Genomic DNA, 22669 nt, shown 5'->3' with positions numbered 1-22669 from the left:
GCGGGATTCTAGGAGGCCCGCCGCCGCGGCGCCGGGCCTCCTAGAATCCCGCCCGCCCATGAAGATCCTCATATCCAACGACGACGGCTACCAGGCCCCTGGCATCGTGGCCCTGCACGATGCGCTGCGGGAGGTGGCGGACGTCGAGGTCATCGCGCCCGAGCACAACAACAGCGCCAAGTCCAATGCCCTGACGCTGGCCGCCCCGCTGTACGTGCATCGCGCCCACAACGGCTTCCGCTACGTCACCGGCACGCCGGCCGACTGCGTGCACATCGCGCTCAAGGGCCTGCTCGACTACCGGCCCGACCTCGTCGTCTCCGGCATCAACAACGGCGCCAACATGGGCGACGACACCATCTATTCGGGCACCGTCGGCGCCGCCATGGAGGCCTACCTGTTCGGCATCCCGGCCATCGCCTTCTCGCAGACCGAGAAAGGCTGGGCCCACATCGACGCCGCCGCCCAGGCCGCCCGCCGGCTGGTCGAGCGCATCCAGCGCGAGCGCATGCACGAGCAGCCGGCCTGGCTGCTCAACGTCAACATTCCAAACCTGCCGGCCGAGTCGCTCAAGCCCATCAAGATCTGCCGCCTGGGCCGCCGCCATGCGGCCGAGAAGGTCATCACCCAGCAGAGCCCGCGCGGCGAGACCATGTACTGGATCGCCGGCGCCGGCGGCGCCAAGGACAGCGGCGAGGGCACGGATTTCCATGCCACCGCCGCCGGCCACGTGGCCGTCACGCCGCTGCAGATCGACCTGACCGACCATGCCAGCCTGGGCGAGTGGCGCGAGGCCGTGCGCCGGCTGGACGCCAGCGACTGACACCCCGTGCCCCAGCCGCCCCGCCCGCGCCCCACCTTCCCGGTCACGCTGAGCCGTCCGCCGGCTGCCGCTGCGCCCGTCGGCGGGCGCGGCCGTCCGGCCGCGGCGCCGCCGGTGAGCGGGCCGCCCTCGATGGCCTCCGACGCCGTGCGCGCCCGCATGGTGCAGCGCCTGGCGGCCCAGGGCATCGCCGACGAGCGCGTGCTGCGCGCCCTGGCCGCCGTGCCCCGGCATGCCTTCGTCGACGGCGCCCTGGCGGCCCAGGCCTACGAGGACACCAGCCTGCCCATCGGACTGGCCCAGACCATCTCCAAGCCGAGCGTGGTCGCCCGCATGATCGAACTGCTGCTGGCCGCGCCCGCCCTGGCTGACCAGCCCCAGGCCCGGCTCGGCCGGGTGCTGGAGATCGGCACCGGCTGCGGCTACCAGGCCGCCGTGCTGGCGCAGGTGGCGCGCGAGGTCTACAGCATCGAGCGCCTGCGCGGCCTGCACGAGAAGGCGCGCACCAATCTGCGGCCGCTGCGCCTGCCCACGGTGCACCTGCTGCTGGGTGACGGCATGCAGGGCTATGCCGTCGGCGGACCCTATGCCGGCATCATCTCGGCCGCCGGCGGGGCCGAGCTGCCCGCCACCTGGCTGGACCAGTTGGCCGTGGGTGGGCGCATCGTTGCTCCAGTACAGTCTGGAAATACGGGCCAAGCGCTTGTCATCATTGACAAAACGAACAGGGGGATTGAACGCCGGTTGCTTGAGGCCGTGAATTTCGTGCCTCTAAAATCGGGGATTGCATGAAGGAACGACATATGCAGGGTTCTGGTCGCCGGCGTTCGCTGGCTTGGGTGGGCGTCGCAGCGGCTGCCATCGTGCTGATGGGCTGTACCACGCCGCGCGGTCCCGCGCCGGTGGAGGACCGCACGCCGGTCAGCGGTAGCGCGGGCACGCCGTCCGCCTCCGGCCTGCCGACCACCGATGCCAGCGGCAAGCCGCTGCCGGGCATCGAGAACCTGGGCAAGCCGGGCTACTACGCCGTGCGCCCCGGCGACACCGTGCGCCGCATCGCCGTGGACACCGGCCAGCACTGGCGCGACATCGTGCGCTGGAACAACCTGGACAACCCGGACCGCATCGAGGTCGGCCAGGTGCTGCGCGTGGTACCGCCAGTGGCCGGCGCACCGGCTGCCGTGCCGCCCGCCGTCGCGGGTGCGCCGGCCACGGCAGTGCCGCCCTCGGGCAGCGCCTCCGCGCCGGCGGCGACGCCGCCGGTCGCCAGCGCCACGCCGCCGGCCACCAAGCCGGCCGGCAGTTCCCCGGCCGCGGGCACCGACGAGGACCTCGGCTGGATCTGGCCGGCCCAGGGCGCGCTCATCGCCGGCTTCGACGATGCCAAGAACAAGGGGCTGGACATCGCCGGCCGCGCCGGCGACCCGGTGCTGGCGGCGGCCGATGGCCGCGTGGTCTATGCCGGCGCGGGCCTGCGCGGCTACGGCAACCTGATCATCCTCAAGCACAACAACACCTTCCTGACGGCCTATGCCCACAACCAGACGCTGCTGGTGAAGGAAGACCAGGCGGTGCAGAAGGGCCAGAAGATCGCCGAGATGGGCAGCAGCGACGCCGACCGCGTGAAGCTGCATTTCGAGATCCGCCGCCAGGGCAAGCCGGTGGATCCCTCGCGCTACCTGCCGGCGCGTCCCTGACCGGCCCCGCCGGCCGGCCCGGTGGGGACGGCCGGCGACAATCGGGGGATGACGGATTCCCTCGATAACAAGGACACGCTCCCCACGTCCCCCGCCGCCACCGACGCAGCCCCCGCCGGCATGTCGGCCACCGCCTTTCCCGCCGACCTTCCCGCGCTCTCCGACCAAGCCGCCGCTTCGGCCCGGCCGGTGCTCGAGCCCGGCTGGCTTGCCGTCGAATCGCTCGACCTGGATGCCCAGGGCGTGGCCCGCCGGGACGACGGCAAGGTCGTCTTCATCGACGGCGCGTTGCCCGGCGAAATCGTGCGGGCCAACGTGCACCGCAAGAAGAACAACTGGGAGCAGGGCCAGCTCACCGACATCCGCCGCGAATCGCCCCTGCGGGTGCGGCCCGGCTGTCCCCATTTCGGCCTGCACGCGGGTGCCTGCGGCGGCTGCAAGATGCAGCACCTGCACGCCGGCGCGCAGGTGGCGGTCAAGCAGCGCGCGCTGGAGGACAACCTGTGGCACTTGGGCAAGGTGCGGCCGAACACCCTGCTGCGGCCCATCGAAGGTCCGGCCTGGCACTACCGCTACCGCGCGCGGCTGTCGGTGCGCTACGTGCAGAAGAAGGGCACCACGCTGATCGGCTTTCACGAGCGCAAGAGCCGCTACGTGGCCGACATGGAAATCTGCCCCGTGCTGCCCAAAACCGTGAGCGCCATGCTCATGCCGCTGCGCGCGCTGATCGATTCGATGGACGCCCGCCTGACTTGCCCGCAGATCGAGGTGGCCTGCGGTGATGCCGCCGGCACCACGCAGCTGGGCGTCATCGCTTTGGTGCTGCGCCATCTGGAGCCGCTGGGCGAGGCCGACCGTGGCCGGCTGCGCGACTTCGCCGCCGCCCATCCCGGGGTGCAATGGTGGCTGCAGCCCAAGGGGCCGGACACGGTGCACCTGCTCGACGAGGCGGTGCCGGCCCTGGCCTACGAACTGCCCGAGTTCGGCATCACCATGCCCTTCCGGCCCACCGACTTCACCCAGGTCAATCCGCACATCAACCGGGTGCTCGTCACCCGCGCCCTGCGGCTGCTGGACGTGCAGCCCGGCGAGCGGGTCATCGACTGGTTCTGCGGGCTGGGCAACTTCACCCTGCCGCTGGCCACGCTGGCGGCCGAGGTGCTGGGCATCGAGGGCAGCGAGACGCTGGTCGCCCGTGCCCGCCAGAACGCCGCGGCCAACCGCCAGGCGGCGAGCCGGCCCTGGGGCCGCACCGACTTCGTGGCCCGCAACCTGTTCGAGATGACGCCCGCCATGCTGGTGGCCGACGGCCGGGCCGAGCGCTGGCTGGTCGACCCGCCGCGCGAGGGCGCCTTCGCGCTGGCCAAGGCCCTGGCCGACCTGCACCAGCAGCCGGAACTGCGCACCGACGGCTGGACGCCGCCGAAGCGCATCGTCTACGTCAGCTGCAATCCGGCCACGCTGGCGCGCGATGCGGGCTTGCTGGTGCACCAGGCGGGCTACCGCTGCTGCTTTGCGGGCGCGGTCAACATGTTCCCGCACACGGCGCACGTGGAATCGATTGCCGTGTTCGACCTGGAAGGCTGACACCGCCGGCGCGCCGGCGCCGGAAATGCGAAAGGGGCCGCGAGGCCCCTTTCTTAATCCGGCATGGAAAGCCCGACGTCAGTCGCGCTCGCCGCCGAAGATGCCCAGCAGGGCCAGCAGCGACTGGAACACGTTGAACACGTCCAGGTAGAGCGCCAGCGTCGCGGTGATGTAGTTGGTCTCGCCGCCGTCGATGATGCGCTTGAGGTCGTACAGCAAGTAGGCCGAGAAGATGCCGATGGCGGCCATCGAGATGGCCATCATGCCCGCCGTGGAGCCCACGAACACGTTGATGATGGAGCCCACGAACAGCACCATCACGCCGACGAACAGGAACTTGCCCATGCCGCTCAGGTCGCGCTTGATGACCGTGGACAGCGAAGCCATGACGAAGAACACGCCCGCCGTGCCGGCGAAGGCCGTCATGACCAGCTGCGCGCCGTTCTGGAAGCCCAGCACCGCGGCGATCAGGCGCGAGAGCATCAGGCCCATGAAGAAGGTGAAGCCCAGCAGCACCGGCACGCCGGCGGCGGAATTCTTGGTCTTCTCGATGGCGAACATGAAGCCGAAGGCGCCGACCAGGAACACCACCAGGCCCAGGCCGCCCGTGAGCGCGGCCGTGATGCCCGTGGCCACGCCCAGCCAAGCGCCCAGCACGGTGGGCACCATGCTCAGCGCGAGCAGCCAGTAGGTGTTGCGCAGAACGCGGTTGCGCTCTGCCTGGGGCAGCACCTGGCCGTAGCCGGCCGGTGTGTCGAAGGTGGGGGCTCTGTCGTTCATGGCAAAACTCCTGAAAAGTTGAACAAGGACTGCGTCTGGACGCAGATGCGGGTCATCCTAGCAAGGATCAAGGGCGCCGCCGGCATATCCAGGATGGGGCATCGCCCTTTGGGTGCTTGGGGTCTTGTGGCCCCGCCGCTGCTGCGGCGCGGCCTGCGAGGCTTCCTGTATTCTTCGGCCCCATGAAAACCAAGCACTTCCTCGAACTCGAAGACATCAAGAAGATCGCCGCCGCCGCCGAAGCGGAGGCCGTGAAGAACCAGTGGGCCGTGACCATCGCCATCTGCGACGACGGCGGCCACCTGCTGTGGCTGCAGCGCCTGGACGGCGCCGCCCCGGTGTCGGCCCACATCGGCCCTGCCAAGGCCCGCACGGCCGCCCTCGGCCGCCGCGAGAGCAAGGTCTACGAAGACATCATCAACGGTGGCCGCACGGCCTTCCTGTCGGCACCGACCGTGGACGGCCTGCTCGAAGGCGGCGTACCGATCGTCAAGGACGGCCAGGTGATCGGCGCCGTCGGCGTGAGCGGCGTCAAGTCCAACGAAGATGCCCAGATTGCCAAGGCCGGCATCGCGGCCATCGGCCTGTGAGGCTGTAGGCCGCCGGCCCGTGCGGGCGGCCTCTCGCCAACAAGAAAGCGACCCGAGGGTCGCTTTTTCGTTGGTCGTTCGATGCGGGAAAAAAGGCGTGGCTGGTCGATTCACTGGCTGGCCAAAAACGACCCTTGGAGAGTCAGATCTCCTCGAGTCGCCCCACGATGAACAGTCGGGGCAGCGGAGGCCTCACTTGGTGAGGATCAGCTTGCCCAGCTTGGTGGCCTGCAGGCGGTAGAGCGCGCCGTTGTGCAGGATGCCGATGGTCTTCTGGCCCTTGAGCAGGTCGGTGCTCTGCAGGAGTTGGGCGGGGGAGGGCACCAGGGCGGTGGCCGAGCCGCTGCCGCCGCCCGACTGGTCGAGCGAGGGATGGCTGAGAACCTTCTGGGCGTGGTTGGACTGGGCTTGCACGGTGGTGGTCCTTTCGAACGTGTAGGTCGCGTTGAGCGGATGAGCAAATGATAACGATTCGCAGTTAGTGATGCAATGGCTGCGATAGCTTTTTTTGCGGTAAGGGCTCGTATGAAGCGCGCCGCGCGCTTTGGCAGAGATTTGCGCCGTCTTTGGCAGAAACTGTCGCGCGCTTTGGCAGAAGGTTAAACGCGCCACAAAGCGCCAGCCTTGTCAAACGTCCGCCGTCCGCCCCTACCAGAAGTGTTCCCGTTTTTTTTCCTAGGACTTTCACGGCAGCGGAGGACAATGCCACGGATGCCAAGCGCGTCGCGCACCGTCGCCGACCTCCCCCCGTTGACCGCTTCGGAGTTGGTTTCACGCGTGAGAAAGGAAGTGCTGTGCGGTCCAGGGGATGACAGCGCGGCCTACGTCTTCTTCGCAATCCTCAGATGCCCAGATGGAAGCGGTGATTGGCTGGTCCAGCCTCGGTTTGATGTGATGGATGCCGAGGTGGCCGTACTGAATAAGGCCGCCCGAACCGTACGCGCCCGCTTCAGGCTCGCGCCGTTGCCAATTGATGAGGGCGAGACATATGACTGAAGAGGGAATCCTGCGGGCAGTACGTGCAGACGACGTCGTGGCCGCCGCTCATCAGCTTCCCTACGCCGGCAGGGGCCAGGACAGCCCAGTGCCTGTGACCATCTACACCCGGCTGCTGGGCTGGGTCTTCATCACGTTCGAACTGCGCATGGGCAAGCGTGACGGAAATGAAGTCTGGCATTGGGCCGCAGCGAGAGCCGATTTGCTCCCGCCTGCCCTGTCTGAAGACATTACCCTGCCGCACCAGTAGAGCGTGTGCATAGCCGGCAACCGGGCCAGCAGAAAGGCCCCCGAAGGGGCCCTGTTTCCGCTTGACGCGGCGCTCAGCGTACAGGCGGCATGAACTCGGTGGCTTCCAACAGCCGGCCCTGGATCGCCCCGAGGTCGCCCGCGAAGCCCCAATTCGTCGGATCTGCCGCCGCCCGCTCGGCATGCGCCGCAAGGCGGTCATGCAGCGCGGCCAGGATGATCGCGATGTTCGCCTGGTGCGCCTGGTAGGCCGCTGCGGCAGTGGGCTCCCTCTGCGCCTGGATCAGGCTGAGGCCGGTGTCGGTGGTCTGGGTCTTCATGGAGGCTCGGGGTTGGGTTGGTACGCCGCCAGTACCGCTCTGACGGCGCCGGCCAGCAACCAAGCCAGACCGCCGCACTCAGCCACTGCGCCCCGGCTTGAAGTTTGTGATGAGCACCTCGCCCACCTCCTGCTTCGCTGTGCCCGAGATTGAGTAGCGGGTCTTGACCGGCTCAATCCTGAAGTCCCGAAAGGTCTCACGCACGCCGGTCGTGTCGTTGAGGCTCAGGATGAACTTGCCCTTGCAGGCCCCCAGAAGGGCCGCCAGGCGCGCGAAGTCGTCACGGGTGAACAGACCCTCGCCGTAGTCCTTCTCGCAGCCCCAATAGGGCGGGTCGACGTAGAAGAGCGTGCCTGGCCGGTCGAAGCGCTGCAGCACCTGGTCGAAGGGGCGGTTCTCGATGAACACGCGCGCCAGGCGCGCATGCGCATCGGACAGTTCCTCCTCGATCCGAAGCAGGTTTAACCGAGGGGCGCCGGTGGCCGCGATGCCGAAGGTCGGCTTGTGGATCTTGGCGCCGAAGCTGGACTTGGCCAGGTAGAAGAAGCGCGCCGCCCGCTGGATGTCTGTGAGCGAGTCGGCGGGCGTCCGCAGGAAGCGGTCGAAGTCGTCGCGGGCCACCAGCATCCATCGGAACTGGAGCACCACCTCGGCCAGGTGGTGCTTCACGCACCTGTACAAGTTGGTCAGCTCGGAGTTGATGTCGTTGATGATCTCGACCTTGCTTTCCGGCTTTTTAAAGAGCACCCAGGCGGCCCCTGCGAACACCTCGCAGTAGGTCTCATGGGGTGGCATCCGCTCGATGATCTGATCGGCGAGGCGGCTCTTGCCACCCAGCCATGCGAGCGGGCTTTTCTGCGTCATGAACGTCCTTCTGTTGAAAGGGCGCTCGCTGGCGCGCTGGTGTGGGGCTCGGTCCGCCGCGATCAGCGGTGCTGGCCCTCCAGTGGTTCAACGTCCCGCAGCGCGGGCACTTGATCTCTACGCTCCCTGCATCGGCCATGGCCAGCTTGCGCCGGCACTGGCCGCATCGAATCTCGTACATCGGGCATCACCTATCATCCGCCCCGCCTGGTACCAGGTGGCAGGGTCTTTGGTCGATGCCGTGCGTCGTCACGGCGGAGGCGGGTGCTTGAGGTGCTGCAACACCGAAAGCATTCGCCCTGTCTTTTTTCCTCCCTGCGGGTCTTCGCCCGCTTTCCCTTGCAGGCTCAGGCAGCCTCGGCTGCGGTCGACGGCGCTTCTTCGAGCACTGCAGCCGCGCCGGCCAGGTCGCCCGTCTCCACCTTCAGCAGTTCACCGTACAGCCACTGCAGCGTGTCGCCTTCCGGCGTGCCGGCGACGTCTTGGGCGATGTGCGCCAGCGGGCGCTTGCCGGCGGCTTTGGCCTCGGCGCTGATGTAGCCCTGCAGGACAGCCTGGCTCTTGGTGCCATCGACCACCACGGTGTACTGGCTGATGACGAAGTGCGTGACGGGTGCGCCGGTGGCCGCGTCGGTGAGCGGCTTATGCAGGGCGATGATCTTGGACATGGTTCAAATTTCCTTAGTTGGTTGAGGTAGCGAAGGCGTGGAGGTGGTGGGGATGTGTCGCTATGCACCCCCTTCCCAGGTGATGGCTTGGATTGCTTCGACCGTGGCCGCCGCGGCGATGGCATCACGCAGCGCCTGCCGGCGCCCGATGAGCTGCTGGCTCGCAGCCATCCATGCTTCGACGTTCGCCAGCGTCTTGCGCAACAGCTCGCCGGCATCGATGCCCCGCGCCGCGGCCAGGCCGTAGAGATAGGGCGTGGATACGAACGGATCAGCTGCCCAGGCAAGCGCCTCGGCTTGCTGGATCGGCCATGTCAGGCGCTCCGATGCCGGATAGCCCTCTGTGAGCGCCTGGCTCGCCGCCTCGAAGGCTGCGTTGACGGCGGCCAGCTGGTCGGCGCGGTAATCGGCAAGGGTGCGGACACACACCCAGACCTTGGCCTGTCGGTCGAACGTGTGATGCCGCGATGGCGCCTCCCCGATGGGCATCAGCACGCCGCCCTGCACGTAGCTGTCGGGCGCGCCCTGCATGGCAAGCATGCGGCAGCCGTCGGGCACCGGCAGGCTGAAGATGGAGCCGGGCACCAGGCCATGCATGACCACGATGCCGTCGGCGTCGACGATGGTGTAAGGGTTGGCCATCAGGGCTTCTTCACGACGATGACGGAGAGGGTCATCCAGCCGACCAGCGTGGTGCCCCAGATGTTGTAGACGCCTGGGCCAAGGTCCATGACGCGCTGGTAAGTCGCGTTGACACCCATGCGCCTATGCGTTTGGCCGCCGGCCTCTTCCTCGGAGATCGGCACGTAGTAGGTCGGCAGGTTCGGGCCGTCGGAGCTGAGCATCTGGTCGTTCTCACCCCGACGCAGGTCGATGTGGATGTAGTGCTGATTGCTGCTCGGTGTCTCGCCACCCGTGGTGCAGGCAATCGCAACGACCCGCCACGTCTGGCCGCCGGGGATTCCGATCTGGACCAGTGCGGCGCCATTGCCGCCAGCCGCAAAGGGCGTGGTGATGGCCCCGCCGCGCACGTGCAGCGTGTCGATGACGTCGGCCTGCCCGATGGTGAGTCCCGACCACGAGTTGAGTTCGAAGCCAGGCCCGAAGAGGCGGAAGTGGTTCGCCCACGTGAACATCTGCAGGCCCATCGTGGGCCCCGTGATGTCGACGCCGACGGCCCCGTCTGTGCCACGGCGACCGAAGGCAAAGCCCCATTGCCCGTCGTTGAACCACTTTCCGTGCGTGCGGAACGTGCCCCAATACTCTCCGCCGCCGTCCGTCCCACTCTGCAGGACGATGCTTGCAGAGTAGATCGTGCCGAGGTTGCCGGTGATGGCCGACAGCTGCTGGACGCTCAGCGACCGCGCGGTGATCGAACCGTCAAGGTACATGTCCCCCCGGAAGCCCAGCGCGCCGGCGCCGCCGACGGTGCCCACCGTGAACACGGGCTTGTCGGCATACCCGGGTGAGCCGATCGAAAAGACGTCGGTCAGGAAAGCCATGCGGCTGATCTGCCCGTCGTTGTCGTAGACCATGCCGCTGATGCGGCCGTCGACATCGAGCCGGAAGGTGTAGCGGGCGAGCGCCTTGCCTGCGGTGGTCGCTGTGACGGACAGGCTTTGCTCGATGGTGGCCGCCCTGCTGTCGATCCCGTCCGCGCGCGCCTTCAGCTGCGTCACGCTGGCGGCCTGCGCCGCGAGGTCGCTGCCCTGCTGGTCGACCCGCGCGCTGGTCGCCTGGTTGGCCGCAGCCTGCGCCTGAATCGCCGCCTTGGTGACGCCTTGGCTCGCGATGTTGCGGGCGTCCACGTTGGTGACGTACCAGCCCTCGCCGGACAGGTCGCCCATGCCACCGATCTGGAGCCACACCTCCATCTGCGTCGCCCAGTCGGGTGCCGGCGCCTCGCCCTCAAGCCGCTTCCATGCGCCCGCCGTCGAGTAGGTGGAATCGGCCGCGTGCCAGTGGTGCTGGTTCGTCGCGGGATTGATGAAGTGGAAGCCCACCGTGTAGGGCAACGTGGCGTTGTTGCTGGCCACCGTTGCCGTGACCCAGTAGCGCTCGCCCCGCCGCACGGCGAAGGACTGCCCGCCTTCGCCGGCGTCGCGCCCCATGTGGTGCCCAACGAATGGCGTGGGCGCATTGGCGGGCACACCGGCGGCCGACGCCGCCTCACGGTTAATGCCCCACCAGCCCCCCTTGCTCATCTGGCTGTCGCGCACCAGGCTTCCGAGGTCCAGACGCGTCAGCGCCTGCAGGTCGACCACGTTCTGCGCGGTGCTGGTCAGCCGGCCGTTGATGTCCGAACTGCTGGACTGCAGCACCCCGATGGCGGCGGCGTTGGACGCTTCCTTGCCCTCGACCGTGCCAACGCGCGAGGCCAGGCCGTCGTATCGCTGCGACTGAGCGGCGATGTCCGCGCCCTGCTGCTGAACCGACTGCTGGACGAGCTGCAGCGCACTGCTGTCGGCCTTGCCGGCTACTTGGCCCGCCAAGCTGACCAACTGGCCGCTGTGCGCGGTGTCGGCATCGGCGCGTGCCTTCGACTCGGCCACGAGCCGCGCGTCGGCCGCCGACAGGTCGCCGGCGGACGGCGCCCAATCGGTGGCGACCGTTCCTCGCTCTAGCTTGAGCCCGGCGATCCACACGGGCCGGTCACCAGCGGCGTCCCAGGGCTCGATGCGCACGTAGACGTCAGCCAGCTGTGAGCGCTTGAATGCCCAGCTGTAGCGCTTCCACTCGCCCGTGAGCAAGAACGACTGTTCATCTTGGCCGGTGAACCAGAAGATGCCCACATGGTTGTTCGCCCCGGGCAGGCAACGACCCCAGAAGCTGAAAACGTAGGGTTGGTCTGCCTCGATCCGCGCGGCGAATGACCTGTAGGCCCAATTGCCATCCGAGCGCAGCACCTTGAGCCCGTAGACCTCACCGTCAAGGGCGTTCGCGCCCCACGAGGAGGCGGCGCCGCTCCAGTCCTGGGTTCCTGTCAGCAGGTTGGCGGCGCCCACTGCCAGGTTGTCCATGCGGGCAGTCAGCGCCGTGGTGCGCGCTGCTTCACTGCCGAGCTGGTTGGCGAGGTTGCCCACCGTGACGTTGGTGGCGTCCAGCGCCGCGGCGCTGGCCTTGGTGCCGATGGCGGCCTGCTGCTGATCCAGGCGCTGCGTATGGGCCGTGAGCTGGCCGTTGATGCTGCTGACGTTGGACTGCAGCTCGCCGATCAGCCCGGCCTGCGCCGCGTTCGTGCCCTCGGCGCCGGTCATGCGGTTCGTGAGGCTCACCAGCTGGCCCGACTGGCTGCTCAGGTCGTTGCCCTGCTGGTCGAGACGGGCCGTGGTCTGCTGTAGCGCCTGGGCCTGCGCCGCCAGCGTGGCCCGCACCGCGCCCGTGACCGAAGCGCTGCGGAACTCCGGCAGCGCCGCAAATACCCGCTGTTCGGCGTAGGCGGAGAAGGTGTCGATCTGGAGCCAGCCGCATGCCGCCACGGCGTTGTCCGGCACGTCCACCTCGCCGCCAACGAACGACCAGGCGCCCACCGTGCTCCCGAGCCCTGCCGCGGCTCGGAAGTCGAAGAGGGTGCCGTTGCGATCCAGGAAGGCGAAGCCGACCGCCGCGCCGAAGTTCGCCGCCGCACCGCGGGCCATCCACGCGGCTGCGTAGAGCTTGCCCTTGGGGCTGACGGTGACCGTCCGCCCGACGAAAACGTCGCGATTCTGCAGGTGGCCCACGAAGGCGCAGGGCGCGCCGGCCGGCACATCGGCGTCGGCGGCGGCGCGGCGCACGGTGGCCGACCAGCCTTCGGCGTTCAGTGCCAGCGTCGGGTTGTCGATCCAGTTCGCGCCGTCGTTGCTCGTGCGGCGGTCGTACTTGGCATCGAGGACCACCAGGTCCTGGGCCTGGGCGCTCAGCCGGCCGTCCGTCTGGGCGGCGCCGCTTTGCAGCTGCGCGATGGCGCCAGCGTTGGCCGTCTCCTTGCCCTCCACGGCGCCCACACGGCTGGCGAGGCCATCGGTGCGCAGGGACTGCGCCGCGATGTCGTCGCCGTGCTGCTGCACGGTCTGCTGGACCGCCTGCAGCGCGCTGCTGTCCGCCTTGCCCGCGACCTGGCCGGCCAGGCTCACGAGCTGGCCGCTCTGCGCGGAGTCGGCATCGGCCCGGGCGCTGGACTCGGCGACCAGCTTGGCGTCGGCCGCCGACAGATCGCCCGCCGAAGGCGCCCAGTCCGTGACGACGTTGCCGCGCTCGACCTTGAGCCCGGCCACCCATATCGAGCGGCCACCGCCGGCGTTGCTCGACTCGATGCGGATGTAAAGGTCGCGCGTCTCACCCGGCGTGAAGAGCCAGGCGTACCGCTTCATCTGGCCGGTGAAGGTCCATTCCACCTCCATCGTGCCGTTGAACCAGTAGACGCCGCCATTGGCCGGGGCATCCGCCGTCGTGCGAGCCCAGAAGCTCAGCGCGTAGGGCTGGCCCGCCTCGACGTGCAGGGGGAAGGACCGGTAGGCCCAAGGGCCGTCCGAGCGCAGAACCTTGAGGCCGAGGAACTCGCCGTCGAGCGCGGTCGGGCCGTTGAACGTCGCGGTGGCCCAGTCGCGCGTCCCCGTCAGCAGGTTGGCCCCGCCGACGGCCAGGTTGTCCATGCGGGCGGTCAGCGCCGTGGTGCGCGCCGCTTCGCTGCCGACCTGATTGGCGAGGTTGCCCACCGTCACATTGGTGGCATCCAGCGCCGAGGCGCTGGCCTTGGTGCCGAGGGCGGTCTGCTGCTGGTCCAGACGCTGGGTGTGCGCCGTCAAGGTGCCGTTGAGGTCCACCACCGTGGAGCTGAGCTGCGCGAACGCCGAGGCCTGCCCGCTGAGCTGCCCCTCGGCGCCCGTGAGGCGGTTCGCCATGCTCACGAGCTGGCCGGACTGTGTGGAGAGCTCGGTGCCGTGCTGCTGCACGGTCTGCTGGATGGACTGGACCACCGAGGCGTCGGCTTTGCCGGCCACGTCGCCCGTGAGGCGCAGGATGTCGCTGGCGTGGCTGGCGAGCGTGTTGCCCTGCTGGTCGACGCGTGCGCTGGTGGCCTGGTTGGCCGTCGCCTGGACCTGAATAGCCGCCTTGGTGACGCCCTGGCTCGCGATGCTGCGGGCGTCCACGTTGGTGACGTACCAGCCTTCGCCGGACAGGTCGCCGCTGCCGTTGATCTGGAGCCACACCTCGGCCACCGTCGCCCAGTCGGGCGCCGGCACCTCGCCCTCCAGGCGCTTCCAGGCGCCGGCCGTGGCATAGGTCACATCGGCCGCGTGCCAGTGATGCTGGTTCGTCTCCGGGTTGTGGAAGTGAAAGCCGACCGTGAAGGGCAGCGCCGCGTTGACGCTCGCCACCGTGGCCGTGGCCCAGTACCGATCACCGCGCCGCACGTAGAAGGCCTGGCCGTTCTCGTAGGAGTCGCGGCCGGGCTTGAAGCCGACATAGGTGGTCGGTGCGCCCGCGGGCACGCCGGCGGCGGTGCGCGGGGTACGCGTAATGCCCGACCAGGTGCCGACACGGTCAAACTGTCCGTCGCGCACGAGGCTGCCCAGGTCCAGGCGCGTCAGCGCCTGCAGGTCAAGGACGTTCTGGGCCGCGCTGACCAGGCGTCCGTTGATGTCGGACGTGAGGGCCTGCAGCCCACCGATGGCACCAGCGTTCGCCGCAGTGCCGCCTTCCACCGAATGCAGGCGGCCCTGCACGTTCTGCATGCTGCTGGCCTGCACAGCGAGCCCGCCCTCGACCGTCTGGATGCGCGCGAGCTGTTCCTCGGACTGGGCCGCCAGCGCGGCGACGGCCTCGCCGATGGAGTCATAGTTGCCCACCAGCTGCCAGAAGGCGGCGTCCGGCGGCGCGTGGCCCGCGTTGGCCGGCATGGCGGCCAGGGAGCGCCAGAGCTTGCCGTCCTTCTTGACCAGCTCGCCGGCGGCATAGGCGTGCGCGGGGTCGTAGTCGGCCGCGCCGATGATGTCCCCGAGCTGGGTGTGCAGGGCATCGATGCTCGCCTGCAGCGCGATCTCGGATTGCTGGATCGCCGCGTTGCGGGCGATCACCTCGCTGGCCAGGGCGTTGACGCGGTCCTGCGCCGCCTGCGCCAGCCCAGCCGCCCGGGCCTGTGCCTCGGTGGCCGCTGCGGCCGTGATGGCGGCGGCGCGCGCCTGCGCCTCCGCTGCCAGGTCCGCCGCGCTCTTCTGCACCGCCTGCAGCAGCGCGGCGGCCTGAGTCTGCGCCGCTTGGGCGACCGCTGCAGCCCAGTCGCTGTTCGACTGCTGAATCTGCTGGAAGGCGTCGCCGAGCTGCTGGTCGAGCGTGTCGAGCGCGCCCTCGATGAGCTGCTCGACCGTCACGTCGACATAGGCCGGCGCGCCGACGTTGCCGGCCACGTCGACGGCCGCAACCCAGTACCGAGCGGCACCGATCTGGCCCTGCAAGTTAAACGAGGTGGCGGCGGACTGACCGATAGCCTCGGCCGTGGCCCAGGCCTGCCCGCGCCGCACCAGGTAGTAGGCGATGGGCTGGCTCGTGCGGCAGTCTGGCCACTTCAACTGCACGAACTGCATCGAGATCCCGAAGCTCACGATGGGCTGCGCCGGGATGGTGATGGCGATGGGCGAGGAGATCGGCGCCGACCAGCGGCCGGTGACCGAGTGGTGAGCGGCCCAGACCACCTGGGGGCCGGCGGGGAACCAGCCGAGGTTCGCGGTAGTGGTGCGGCCGTCGAAGCGCACGTCGGCCGCAGCGGCCAGCCAGGTGGCGCCGCGGCGCACCTGGGTGGCGTCCCACTCGAGGAGGTCGACGCCGGTGGGCGCCGCCCAGCGGGCCCGGATGCCGTCATTGGCGATCCACAGCTCCAGGCCCGAGACGTCGGCCGGGTTCTCGGTGTTGCCCTCGACCGTGTGACCGAAGTACGCCCAGGGCGAGCTGGCCACCGACGTGACGAACTGGACCCGCACCATGTAGGGCTGACCCACATCCAGGCCGAGCAGGTAAACGTCGACCGACTCGCCCGGCAGCTCGATCACCTGCCATGGCTTCTCGTCCTGCCCCTGCGCGACTTCCTCGCGCCACTGCACCCGCACCGCGCCGCCGAACAGAACCCGCGCGTCGACGGCACGGTTCCACTGCACGTGTGCCCGAACCACAAGGGTGGCGCCTTGGACGGCCGCCGCCTCGAGGCCGCTGGACACCGTCAGGCCCTGCGGCGCGTTGGGCAACGCGAACGGGTTAACCAGGTTCGTGTTGGGCGCGGCGTCGGCGCGCACCTCGTCCGCCAGGTCGTAGTAATCGGGCTCGTCTTCCTCCAGCAGCAGGGACAGCGGCGTCGAGCGCGAATACACCCAGTCCGTGACGACGAAGTTCTTTCCGATGATGCCAAGGTATGGCTCGGTCAGCTGGATCCGGTCGCCCGGCTGTACGGCCCATGCGCGCATCTTGGGGTGGATGCGCACGGTGAAGCCACCGCGGCTCTTCTCGACCTTGATGCGTGCCAGCTGGTGCGCGCGCACGTGCGCGCCGGTCCAGGGCAGCGCCAGGTCATCCAGGCGCTCGACCTCGTCCAACTGCAGGAAGGTCGCGTTGCTGTAGGGCGCGAAATCCTCGCTGATGCCGTTGCCGTTGGCGCGCACGTAGCTGCCCTTGGCGCCGTTGAACCGGCTCTTGCCGGGGGTGGACATCTGCTCCACGCTGCTGGGCGCCAGCAGATCGTCCGCGGTCAGGTGCATCACCGGCGTGGACCATGCACCGGCCAGGATGCGCCAGACGCCCGCGCTCTCCAGGCAGCGGCCGGCCATGGCGCCTTCGAGCTGCTGGCGCGTGGCGTCGCGGTCCTGGTCGGTCTTGAAGAGCCCGTCCACCACGTAGCGCGCGCGGCTACCGCCGAAGTTGGTGAGGTCGGCCACGGCCTCCGGGCCATACACCTGCTCGTCGCACGCATTCGCCGCGGCAATCAGATCATCCAGATCGATCTGATCCAACTCGGCCTGTAAGCCCTCTTCGCTGGTCAGGAAGTCGGCCAGGCACAGCGCGGCGTTGCGGCTGTACACGCGCTGGCCAGTGCGCACGTCCAGCACAAGCTTGCCGCGCAGCTTTGCCAGCATCTTGTACGAGAGGCCATTGCGGAACCGCTCAAACACCTTGTTGACGCTGATGACCGAGTACGTGTAGCCGCTCAGCTTGTGGTCGGCCGTCCAGAGCCCGGGGCTGCGAACGTTGAGCACGTCCATCAGATAGGCGTCGGCCACGTCCACGCCGCCGGGCGACAGGTGGTGGGACACGTGCACCGCCGGCCCGGCGCTCAGATCAAAGCCGCTGGTGGCCTTGTGGAACAGGGCTTCGTTCGTGGTCCAGCCGTTCGCGTCGGCCTGGACCGGATCGTCATCGATGTAGATCTCATCGATGCCCGCACAGGGGTGGCCCGCCCAGATCACCACCATGTGGGTCCACTCGTCGCCGGCACCGGACGAGAACATTGCCGTCACGGATCCGGCGAAGGGCGCGGGCGAGCCGTACACCACGCGCGGTGGCGAATCGGACTGCAGGACCGTGATCGTGCGGTCCTGCAACGACGCGATGTCCTGGGCGAGCTGCTTGGCGGCTGCGGCCCGAGCAGCCTTCTTGGCCTGGCTGGACTGATATGCCGACGTCGCGATGGTCACCGCGGTGGAGACAACGAACGCGCCGACAGAGAACGCCGTGGCGGCGGTGGACGCGCCGAGGGCGTACCCGATGGCCGTGAAGAACGTCGTGACCGGTTCCGCATGGGCTGGCAGCACGAAGCTGGCCAGCAGCACCAGGAGCAGGACTCGTATCACACGCGCCATGCCGCCACCCCCGCCGTCAGGCCCAGAAAAGTGAGCCGGTCCTTGCCAGGCGCCACCAGGTTCTGCCCGGTGCAGATGCCGAAGGCATGCCCGCTCACGAGCCCGAGCCGCCCACCGCTACGCATGAGCACGATGTCGCCGCGGCAGGCCATCAGGCCGGGCAGCGCCGGGCCCAGCAGCTCGACGGCCGCGGCGTGCAAGCCGCCGTGGGCCCGCACATGGCGCAGGGCCGTGAGCAGGCGGCGGCTGGCCAGCGGCCCGCCGTCCAGGCGCAGCGATGCCAGCGGATCCGCGCCAGTGCGCAGCTGCACCCAGTCAGCGGCCAGCGTGGCGCAGTCTCGTTCGAAGTAGGCGAAGTCCTGGTCGCGCCGCGCGTCGATGAAGGCGTCCAGCTCTTTCACTTCACCCCCAGCATGTTGCGGATGTAGAGGAAGGCGCTGAAGGCCAGGCTGGCGTAGACGGACGGGTTGCCGATCAACCCCTGCAGGTACTCGAAGCCCCGCTCGGCTGGGAAGCGAGCGCGGTGCTGTGCGTTGTTCATGCGCAGGGCCGCCGGGTTGTTGCGGACGTTGTAGGTGGCGGTGCGCGCCGCCAGGCGGATGCCGGGCTCCTCGCTTCCGTCGTTGGCCTCGGGGCGGTCCAGCTTCATGTTGTCCATGACGCCGGCGAATCGAAGAACGGGGGAGCCCACCATCTGGTGGGTCTGCGCGTCTACCAGGACCACCCAAAGCCGGATCGGTCGGTCCTGCCAGTCGTTGGCATCCGACAGGGCGAACGCCTTCATGCTCAGGTCGACCGGCGACAGCGTGAAGTCGAGCTTCTGCGCGGCGCCGTCATCGCTCTCGTGCAGCTCGCCGACCTTGCCGAGCGAGCCGATGCCCTTCCAGGTCTGCCCCATGGCCACAACGTCGAGCGGCCAGTCCGTCAGCCGGATCACGCCGGAACGCGCACGGGCCTCGACGAGCGCGAGCACGCCGTAGGCCGGCGCCTGGGCTGCGGCGTCGAAGCCAGCATTGGTCTCGACGCTCATTCCCAGCTCTCCAAGAGGTCCAGCGAGAAGCCGCCGCGCATGCGACGTTCGGTGGTCCATTTCGCGTCGGCTGGCACCTGGCGCATCAGGCATGTGGGCTTGTCCCACACCACGACGCTGGCTGCGGCCACCGCTACGCGGAGGACGGGCTTGAACGACACCGCCAGCACGCCATTGCCGTCGACCTGTGCCGGCGCCTGGACGTGCAGTAGCTGGCGCTGGGCGCCGGCCTGGTTCACGCCGATCCAGTCGCCCACCAGCAGGGTGCGCCCGGTCTGTGCCGCACCGGCCTGGATCGTCAGCGTGCTGCTCCCAGGCGCGGCTGCAGCTGCCGCCACCCAGGCACCGCGTGCGGTGCCTCGCGGCGCAGGGCGCAGCAGGTCGTAGACCGCCAGCTTGTTGACGCGGCCCTCCAGGCTGTGAAGCAGCATGGACCACAGGTCGGCCTCGCTGGTCACCGGAATCGCTTCCTCGCTCACGAGAGAGCAGCCGCGACGCGGCGGGCCCAGCACCGCCACCTGGGTGGAACCGGTATCGCCGTTGCCGAAGGCCTGGTCGAACGACCGGATGCCCCAGACCTGTGATTTAACCGGCAGGCCCGCCGGGATCTCGATGATGCTCATTCGGGTGCAATCCGCAGGCGCTGCAGCCGTTCGAACTGGCGGCGGTCGCTTTCCTTCACCAGGCGCTGTGCGTCGGCCATGGCCGCGCCGCGGTCGACGCGGCTGTCCAGGTGGAAGTGGGTCGTGGGTGCGTAGTGCAGCGGCGCGCCGCCCTGGCCACCGCTCATGCCGATGACGCCGAGGCGGCCCTGGCTGTCGCGGCGCAGCGGGAAGATGCCCTCGGTGCCGGCTTCGCCCATCAGACCGATGCCGCCCTTGGCGAACGGGAAGACGGTAGGGCGGTCCACCAGCGTGTTGACGTAGCTGCTCAGACCGGCGGCACCGTCGAAGACGTTCCCCTTGGCGCTGGGCTTCACAAGGCCCATCAGCCCGATCATGGTGCCCAAGGTGTCGCTTCCACCGATGGAACTTGCCGCTGCCGCTGCTGCGTTGCCAGAGAGGCCGCTGGAGTAAATGCTGCTTGCCCCCTTGAGCAGACTCAAACCGAACGACGCGCCGGAGCTATCCCCGCCCGGGGAAATTGCCTTCCGCAGTTCCGAACTCACGAGCTTCGTGAAGTTGTCGACCGCATCCTTCAACAGGGCGTCGTAGAACGCGCCAGCGACCGCACTGATGATGGTGTTGCGCAGCGAGCTGCCGAGCGATTCGAAGACGTTGGCGTCGCTCGACAGCAGGCCATTCACGCCCTGGATGAACATGCTGCGCGTGTCCTCGGACATCTTCCGAGCCTCTTCGCGCTGCTTGTCCTTCCAGTCCTGTGCGAGCTGAAGCCCCTCTCCAGCGCCTACAGCGGCTCGCAGGCGCTTCTCGGCCGCGATGCGCTCCTCCAGGGCAGCCACGTAGGCAGTGCTGCCTTGAGAACCCTCAAGCTCTGCCTGTTGGCGCTCGAGATAGGCGATGGTGAGGTCGTTTACCGCCGTCTTGGCCTTCCCGATCACGGCGTTGGCACGCTCCTGCTCGGTAGCCTGGTCGCGCACGCCGTCGATGGTCTGGCGCAGGGCCTTGAGCTGGGCGATCTGCGGCGCCACCAGCAGCTCTTCCTGGTCGCGCGCGGCCTTGCTGTCGATGTTGCGCCGCTGGGCGGGCAACTCGGCCAGCTCGCCCTGCAGGGAGGCGACCTCCTTTTCGGAGTCCTTTTCCTTGCGCTTCAGCGCGATCTTCTGGAGCAGGGCGTCTTCGCGGTTCTTCAGGTCCAGCAGCTGCAGCTCGCGGCGCCGGCCCACGGCAGCGTAGTCCGACATCAGGTCGCGCTTGACCAGGCTGTCCACCTCATCCATGCCGTCGGTGATGGCGAGCGCCTTGAGCTTATAGCCCTTCTCGACCGCGGCGATCTGCGCCTCCAGGCCGCGCTTCTCGGTCGACACGCCGTCGGCGCTGAGCGACTTGAGCGCCTTGTCGCGCTCGGCCTTCAGGCCAGCTTCGTCCAGCGCCTGGCGCTTGCGCGCCTCCTGGATCGTGGACTCGGTGGCGCCGTTCTTCTCCAGCACGGCCAGGTACTGCTGGAAGGCCGTCTGGGAGCCGTGCAGCTTCTGCGTGTACTCCTCCTGGATGGAGGCGGACGTCTTCACGTCGCCGTTGGCCTTGCGCCAGGCCTGGCGCGCGCCCTCAACCGTCAGCGTCAGCTGCTGCTGGCCCTGCGCCGCGCCGGTGGAGGCCGCCCGGACCTTGCCCAGCCGTTCCTCCAGGTTGGCGATGCCAGCGTCCAGGCTCTCGACCGTCGATTTAACCGGGGCACCGTTCACCCACTCGGTCATGCTCTTCTTGCCCGAGACAATCAGCTCATCGCGCCGATCCTTCCAGCGCGACAGCTCGGCCTCCATGGCCGCCACGTCGCGCATCTCCGGCACCTTGCCGCTGGCTGCATCCTTCTCGGCCCGCTGGATCTGCAGGCCCGTCTTGGCGGCGTCGTCGGCGGCCGACTTCAGCCGGTACAGCCACATGGCGAGACCGGCCACGGCCATGATGGCGATGCCGACGGGCCCGCCGAGGGCGCCGACCACCAAGCCGAAGCTGCGGCTGGCCAGGGAGGCCGCGCCGGTGGCCGCGCCCAGCCGGCCTGCCGCCGCAGCAGCAGCGTCCTGGGCTGCTGCCTGGGCGACGGTGGTGGCCGTGATCTGCGCATTCACCCGCGCCTGCTGCTGGCCCAGCACCGCCAGCTCGGTCATCAGCGCGGCGTGCCGCTGCTGGGCCGCGGACAGGGCCACGGTGCCGTCGCGCACCGCGGCCAGGGCGAAGCTCTGCGCGCCGGCCGCCTGTGCCGCCTGGATCTGCGCCTGGGCCTGGGCCATGGTGGCGCGGGCCGACTCCATCTTCGCCAACACCTCGGCGCGCGAGATGGCGATGGCCTCGTTCGTCGCCACCAGCTGCGCGCGCTGCGCCGCAGCGGCAGCGACGTCGGCTTCGGCCGAGGCCTGCTTGGCCGCCAGCTCGGCCAGCAGCGCCGTCACCTTGGCACGGCTGCTGGTCACGGCCTGGGCATCCGCGGCCTGGCTGGCTGCGGCCTCCACGCGCGCGAGGCGATCCGCCTGCGACAGCTCCATCTTGGCCTGGACGGCGGCGGCGGCCTCCGCGGCCCACTGACCGATGCGGAAGGCCTTGTAGGCCGCCATCAGCAGGCCGATGGCTTCCCGGTGCTCCCACAGCTGCTGCACGACGTCGCGGCCCACGGACAGGGCCTTGGCCGCCGACTCGGCGTAGTGCTGCAGGCCCGCCACGAGAGTGGGGTTGATCTGCTGCTGCCCGGCGGCATTGGTGACGACGAGGAAGTCCGAGGCGCCCTGCAGCGCCTTCTTGATCTCGTCGGTCAGCGGCTTCATGCCGTCGGCGGCCAGGCGCGTCGCGCCTTCCTGCAGCTGCTCGAAGGATCCCTTGAGCGTGCTGCCATAGGACTCGCTGGAGTCCTTGAAGCCCTTGAGCCGGGACATCAGGAAGGCGAACAGGCCCTCGCTCGATGCCTTGGCCTTGGCAATGTCCTCGTCCTTCAGGCCGAGGGCAGTGGCCAGCGACGAGCCAGAGGCGGTGATGCCGCCTTGCACCAGGTCGCGCAGCTCCTGCACCACCTGGCCGCCGGACAGGCCCAGGCTCTTGACGGCGTTGGTGCCCACCACCGTCAGTTCGCGGACCTGGTCCAGCGTCATGCGCGCGGCCAGGCCCGGCCCGAGCAGTGCCTGGAACACGCCCACCAACTCCTGGCTGCTGGCCGCGGTGCGCAGGGCGTCGTCGTTGAGCTTGCCGATGATGTCGCCCGAGATCCGCAGGGCGTCATTCCACTGGGTCTGCTGGCCGTTGACGGCCGTCATCGAGCGCAGGATGCCGGCCATGCCCAGCTGGGCCACCTCCACCTCGCTGGTGAAGGCCAGCCCGCGCTGGGGCAGCTCGCTGAGGGCGGAGGTGACAGTGCCCACGGCTGCGGCCACGACGGTCAGGCCCGCGGCGCCGCGCACCAGGTCCGTGACCGACATGTTGACGCGGGCGACGGCCTGGGTGGCGCGCCGCGACGAGGCTTCGGTGGTGGCGGCGAAGCGGTCGAACTGCGCGCCGGCTGCGGGGAGCTGCGTCGAGACCGACGTTGCATCCACCGTCATCCGAATTCCGACTTGCCGCTCGTTTGCCATCGT

18 protein-coding genes are annotated in these 22669 nt (G+C 69.0%); 6 read left to right on the top strand and 12 right to left on the bottom strand.

Annotated features, from left to right (window positions below; translation table 11 throughout):
* Window positions 1-58: 58 nt before the first annotated feature.
* From surE to rlmD, 4 genes are all read left to right on the top strand, one after another.
* Window positions 59-823 carry a 5'/3'-nucleotidase SurE gene (gene surE, locus NS331_RS11195; protein WP_058642066.1) on the top strand — a complete coding sequence of 255 codons (765 nt, stop codon included), beginning with the start codon at window positions 59-61 and terminating at the stop codon, window positions 821-823.
* Window positions 824-955: 132 nt separating this feature from the next.
* Window positions 956-1615, top strand: a complete 660-nt coding sequence (locus NS331_RS11190) for a protein-L-isoaspartate(D-aspartate) O-methyltransferase (RefSeq protein ID WP_153012820.1) — start codon at window positions 956-958, stop codon at window positions 1613-1615.
* An 11-nt stretch (window positions 1616-1626) separates the two neighbouring features.
* The gene (locus tag NS331_RS11185) at window positions 1627-2520 is read left to right on the top strand and encodes a peptidoglycan DD-metalloendopeptidase family protein (RefSeq protein WP_058642064.1); all 894 of its coding nucleotides are present in this window, start codon (window positions 1627-1629) and stop codon (window positions 2518-2520) included.
* 120 nt (window positions 2521-2640) lie between these two features.
* Window positions 2641-4107, top strand: a complete 1467-nt coding sequence (gene rlmD, locus NS331_RS11180; RefSeq protein WP_082702405.1) for a 23S rRNA (uracil(1939)-C(5))-methyltransferase RlmD — start codon at window positions 2641-2643, stop codon at window positions 4105-4107.
* Window positions 4108-4185: 78 nt separating this feature from the next.
* On the opposite strand, the gene NS331_RS11175 is transcribed toward rlmD, so the two are convergent.
* Window positions 4186-4887 carry a Bax inhibitor-1/YccA family protein gene (locus NS331_RS11175; protein WP_058642063.1) on the bottom strand — a complete coding sequence of 234 codons (702 nt, stop codon included), beginning with the start codon at window positions 4885-4887 and terminating at the stop codon, window positions 4186-4188.
* Window positions 4888-5069: 182 nt separating this feature from the next.
* On the opposite strand from NS331_RS11175, the gene NS331_RS11170 reads away from it, so the two are divergent.
* A complete protein-coding gene (locus NS331_RS11170; protein ID WP_058642062.1) occupies window positions 5070-5477 on the top strand; it encodes a GlcG/HbpS family heme-binding protein in 408 nt (135 codons plus the stop codon).
* A 192-nt stretch (window positions 5478-5669) separates the two neighbouring features.
* Here the strand turns inward: NS331_RS11170 and hemP are convergent, their stop codons facing one another.
* A complete protein-coding gene (hemP, locus tag NS331_RS11165; protein WP_058642061.1) occupies window positions 5670-5891 on the bottom strand; it encodes a hemin uptake protein HemP in 222 nt (73 codons plus the stop codon).
* A gap of 676 nt (window positions 5892-6567) precedes the next feature.
* On the opposite strand from hemP, the gene NS331_RS26655 reads away from it, so the two are divergent.
* Window positions 6568-6723 carry a hypothetical protein gene (locus tag NS331_RS26655; protein ID WP_193758086.1) on the top strand — a complete coding sequence of 52 codons (156 nt, stop codon included), beginning with the start codon at window positions 6568-6570 and terminating at the stop codon, window positions 6721-6723.
* 73 nt (window positions 6724-6796) lie between these two features.
* Here the strand turns inward: NS331_RS26655 and NS331_RS11155 are convergent, their stop codons facing one another.
* The 10 genes from NS331_RS11155 to NS331_RS11115 all read right to left on the bottom strand — a co-directional run bounded on the left by NS331_RS11155 (window position 6797) and on the right by NS331_RS11115 (window position 22636).
* Window positions 6797-7042 carry a hypothetical protein gene (locus NS331_RS11155; RefSeq protein WP_058642059.1) on the bottom strand — a complete coding sequence of 82 codons (246 nt, stop codon included), beginning with the start codon at window positions 7040-7042 and terminating at the stop codon, window positions 6797-6799.
* A 78-nt stretch (window positions 7043-7120) separates the two neighbouring features.
* Window positions 7121-7906: a DNA adenine methylase gene (locus NS331_RS11150; protein WP_058642058.1), complete on the bottom strand. Its 786-nt coding sequence runs from the start codon at window positions 7904-7906 to the stop codon at window positions 7121-7123.
* Window positions 7824-8087, bottom strand: coding sequence for a zinc finger domain-containing protein (locus NS331_RS25500; protein WP_082702404.1), 264 nt, complete (start codon window positions 8085-8087; stop codon window positions 7824-7826). Before NS331_RS25500 ends, NS331_RS11150 begins: the two co-directional genes overlap by 83 nt.
* A 166-nt stretch (window positions 8088-8253) precedes the next feature.
* Window positions 8254-8574, bottom strand: a complete 321-nt coding sequence (locus NS331_RS11145) for a hypothetical protein (protein ID WP_058642057.1) — start codon at window positions 8572-8574, stop codon at window positions 8254-8256.
* 60 nt (window positions 8575-8634) lie between these two features.
* The gene (locus NS331_RS11140) at window positions 8635-9216 is read right to left on the bottom strand and encodes an HI_1402-related protein (protein ID WP_058642056.1); all 582 of its coding nucleotides are present in this window, start codon (window positions 9214-9216) and stop codon (window positions 8635-8637) included.
* On the bottom strand, window positions 9216-17369 hold the full coding sequence (locus tag NS331_RS11135; protein ID WP_058642055.1) for a phage tail protein: 8154 nt from the start codon (window positions 17367-17369) through the stop codon (window positions 9216-9218). Before NS331_RS11135 ends, NS331_RS11140 begins: the two co-directional genes overlap by 1 nt.
* Before the next feature lie 17 nt (window positions 17370-17386).
* Window positions 17387-17800 carry a DUF6950 family protein gene (locus NS331_RS11130; RefSeq protein WP_058642054.1) on the bottom strand — a complete coding sequence of 138 codons (414 nt, stop codon included), beginning with the start codon at window positions 17798-17800 and terminating at the stop codon, window positions 17387-17389.
* On the bottom strand, window positions 17797-18429 hold the full coding sequence (locus NS331_RS11125) for a hypothetical protein (RefSeq protein WP_058642053.1): 633 nt from the start codon (window positions 18427-18429) through the stop codon (window positions 17797-17799). The genes NS331_RS11130 and NS331_RS11125 overlap by 4 nt, the downstream gene beginning before the upstream one ends.
* Complete coding sequence (locus NS331_RS11120; RefSeq protein WP_058642052.1) at window positions 18426-19052, bottom strand: hypothetical protein; 627 nt, start codon at window positions 19050-19052, stop codon at window positions 18426-18428. The genes NS331_RS11125 and NS331_RS11120 overlap by 4 nt, the downstream gene beginning before the upstream one ends.
* Window positions 19049-22636, bottom strand: a complete 3588-nt coding sequence (locus tag NS331_RS11115) for a phage tail tape measure protein (protein ID WP_058642051.1) — start codon at window positions 22634-22636, stop codon at window positions 19049-19051. Before NS331_RS11115 ends, NS331_RS11120 begins: the two co-directional genes overlap by 4 nt.
* Between the last annotated feature and the right edge of the window lie 33 nt (window positions 22637-22669).

The sequence above is a fragment of the Pseudacidovorax intermedius genome, from assembly GCF_001476815.1.
In the GTDB taxonomy this organism is placed as follows: domain Bacteria; phylum Pseudomonadota; class Gammaproteobacteria; order Burkholderiales; family Burkholderiaceae_C; genus Xenophilus; species Xenophilus intermedius_A.
This window is presented reverse-complemented; position numbering and strand designations above follow the sequence as displayed.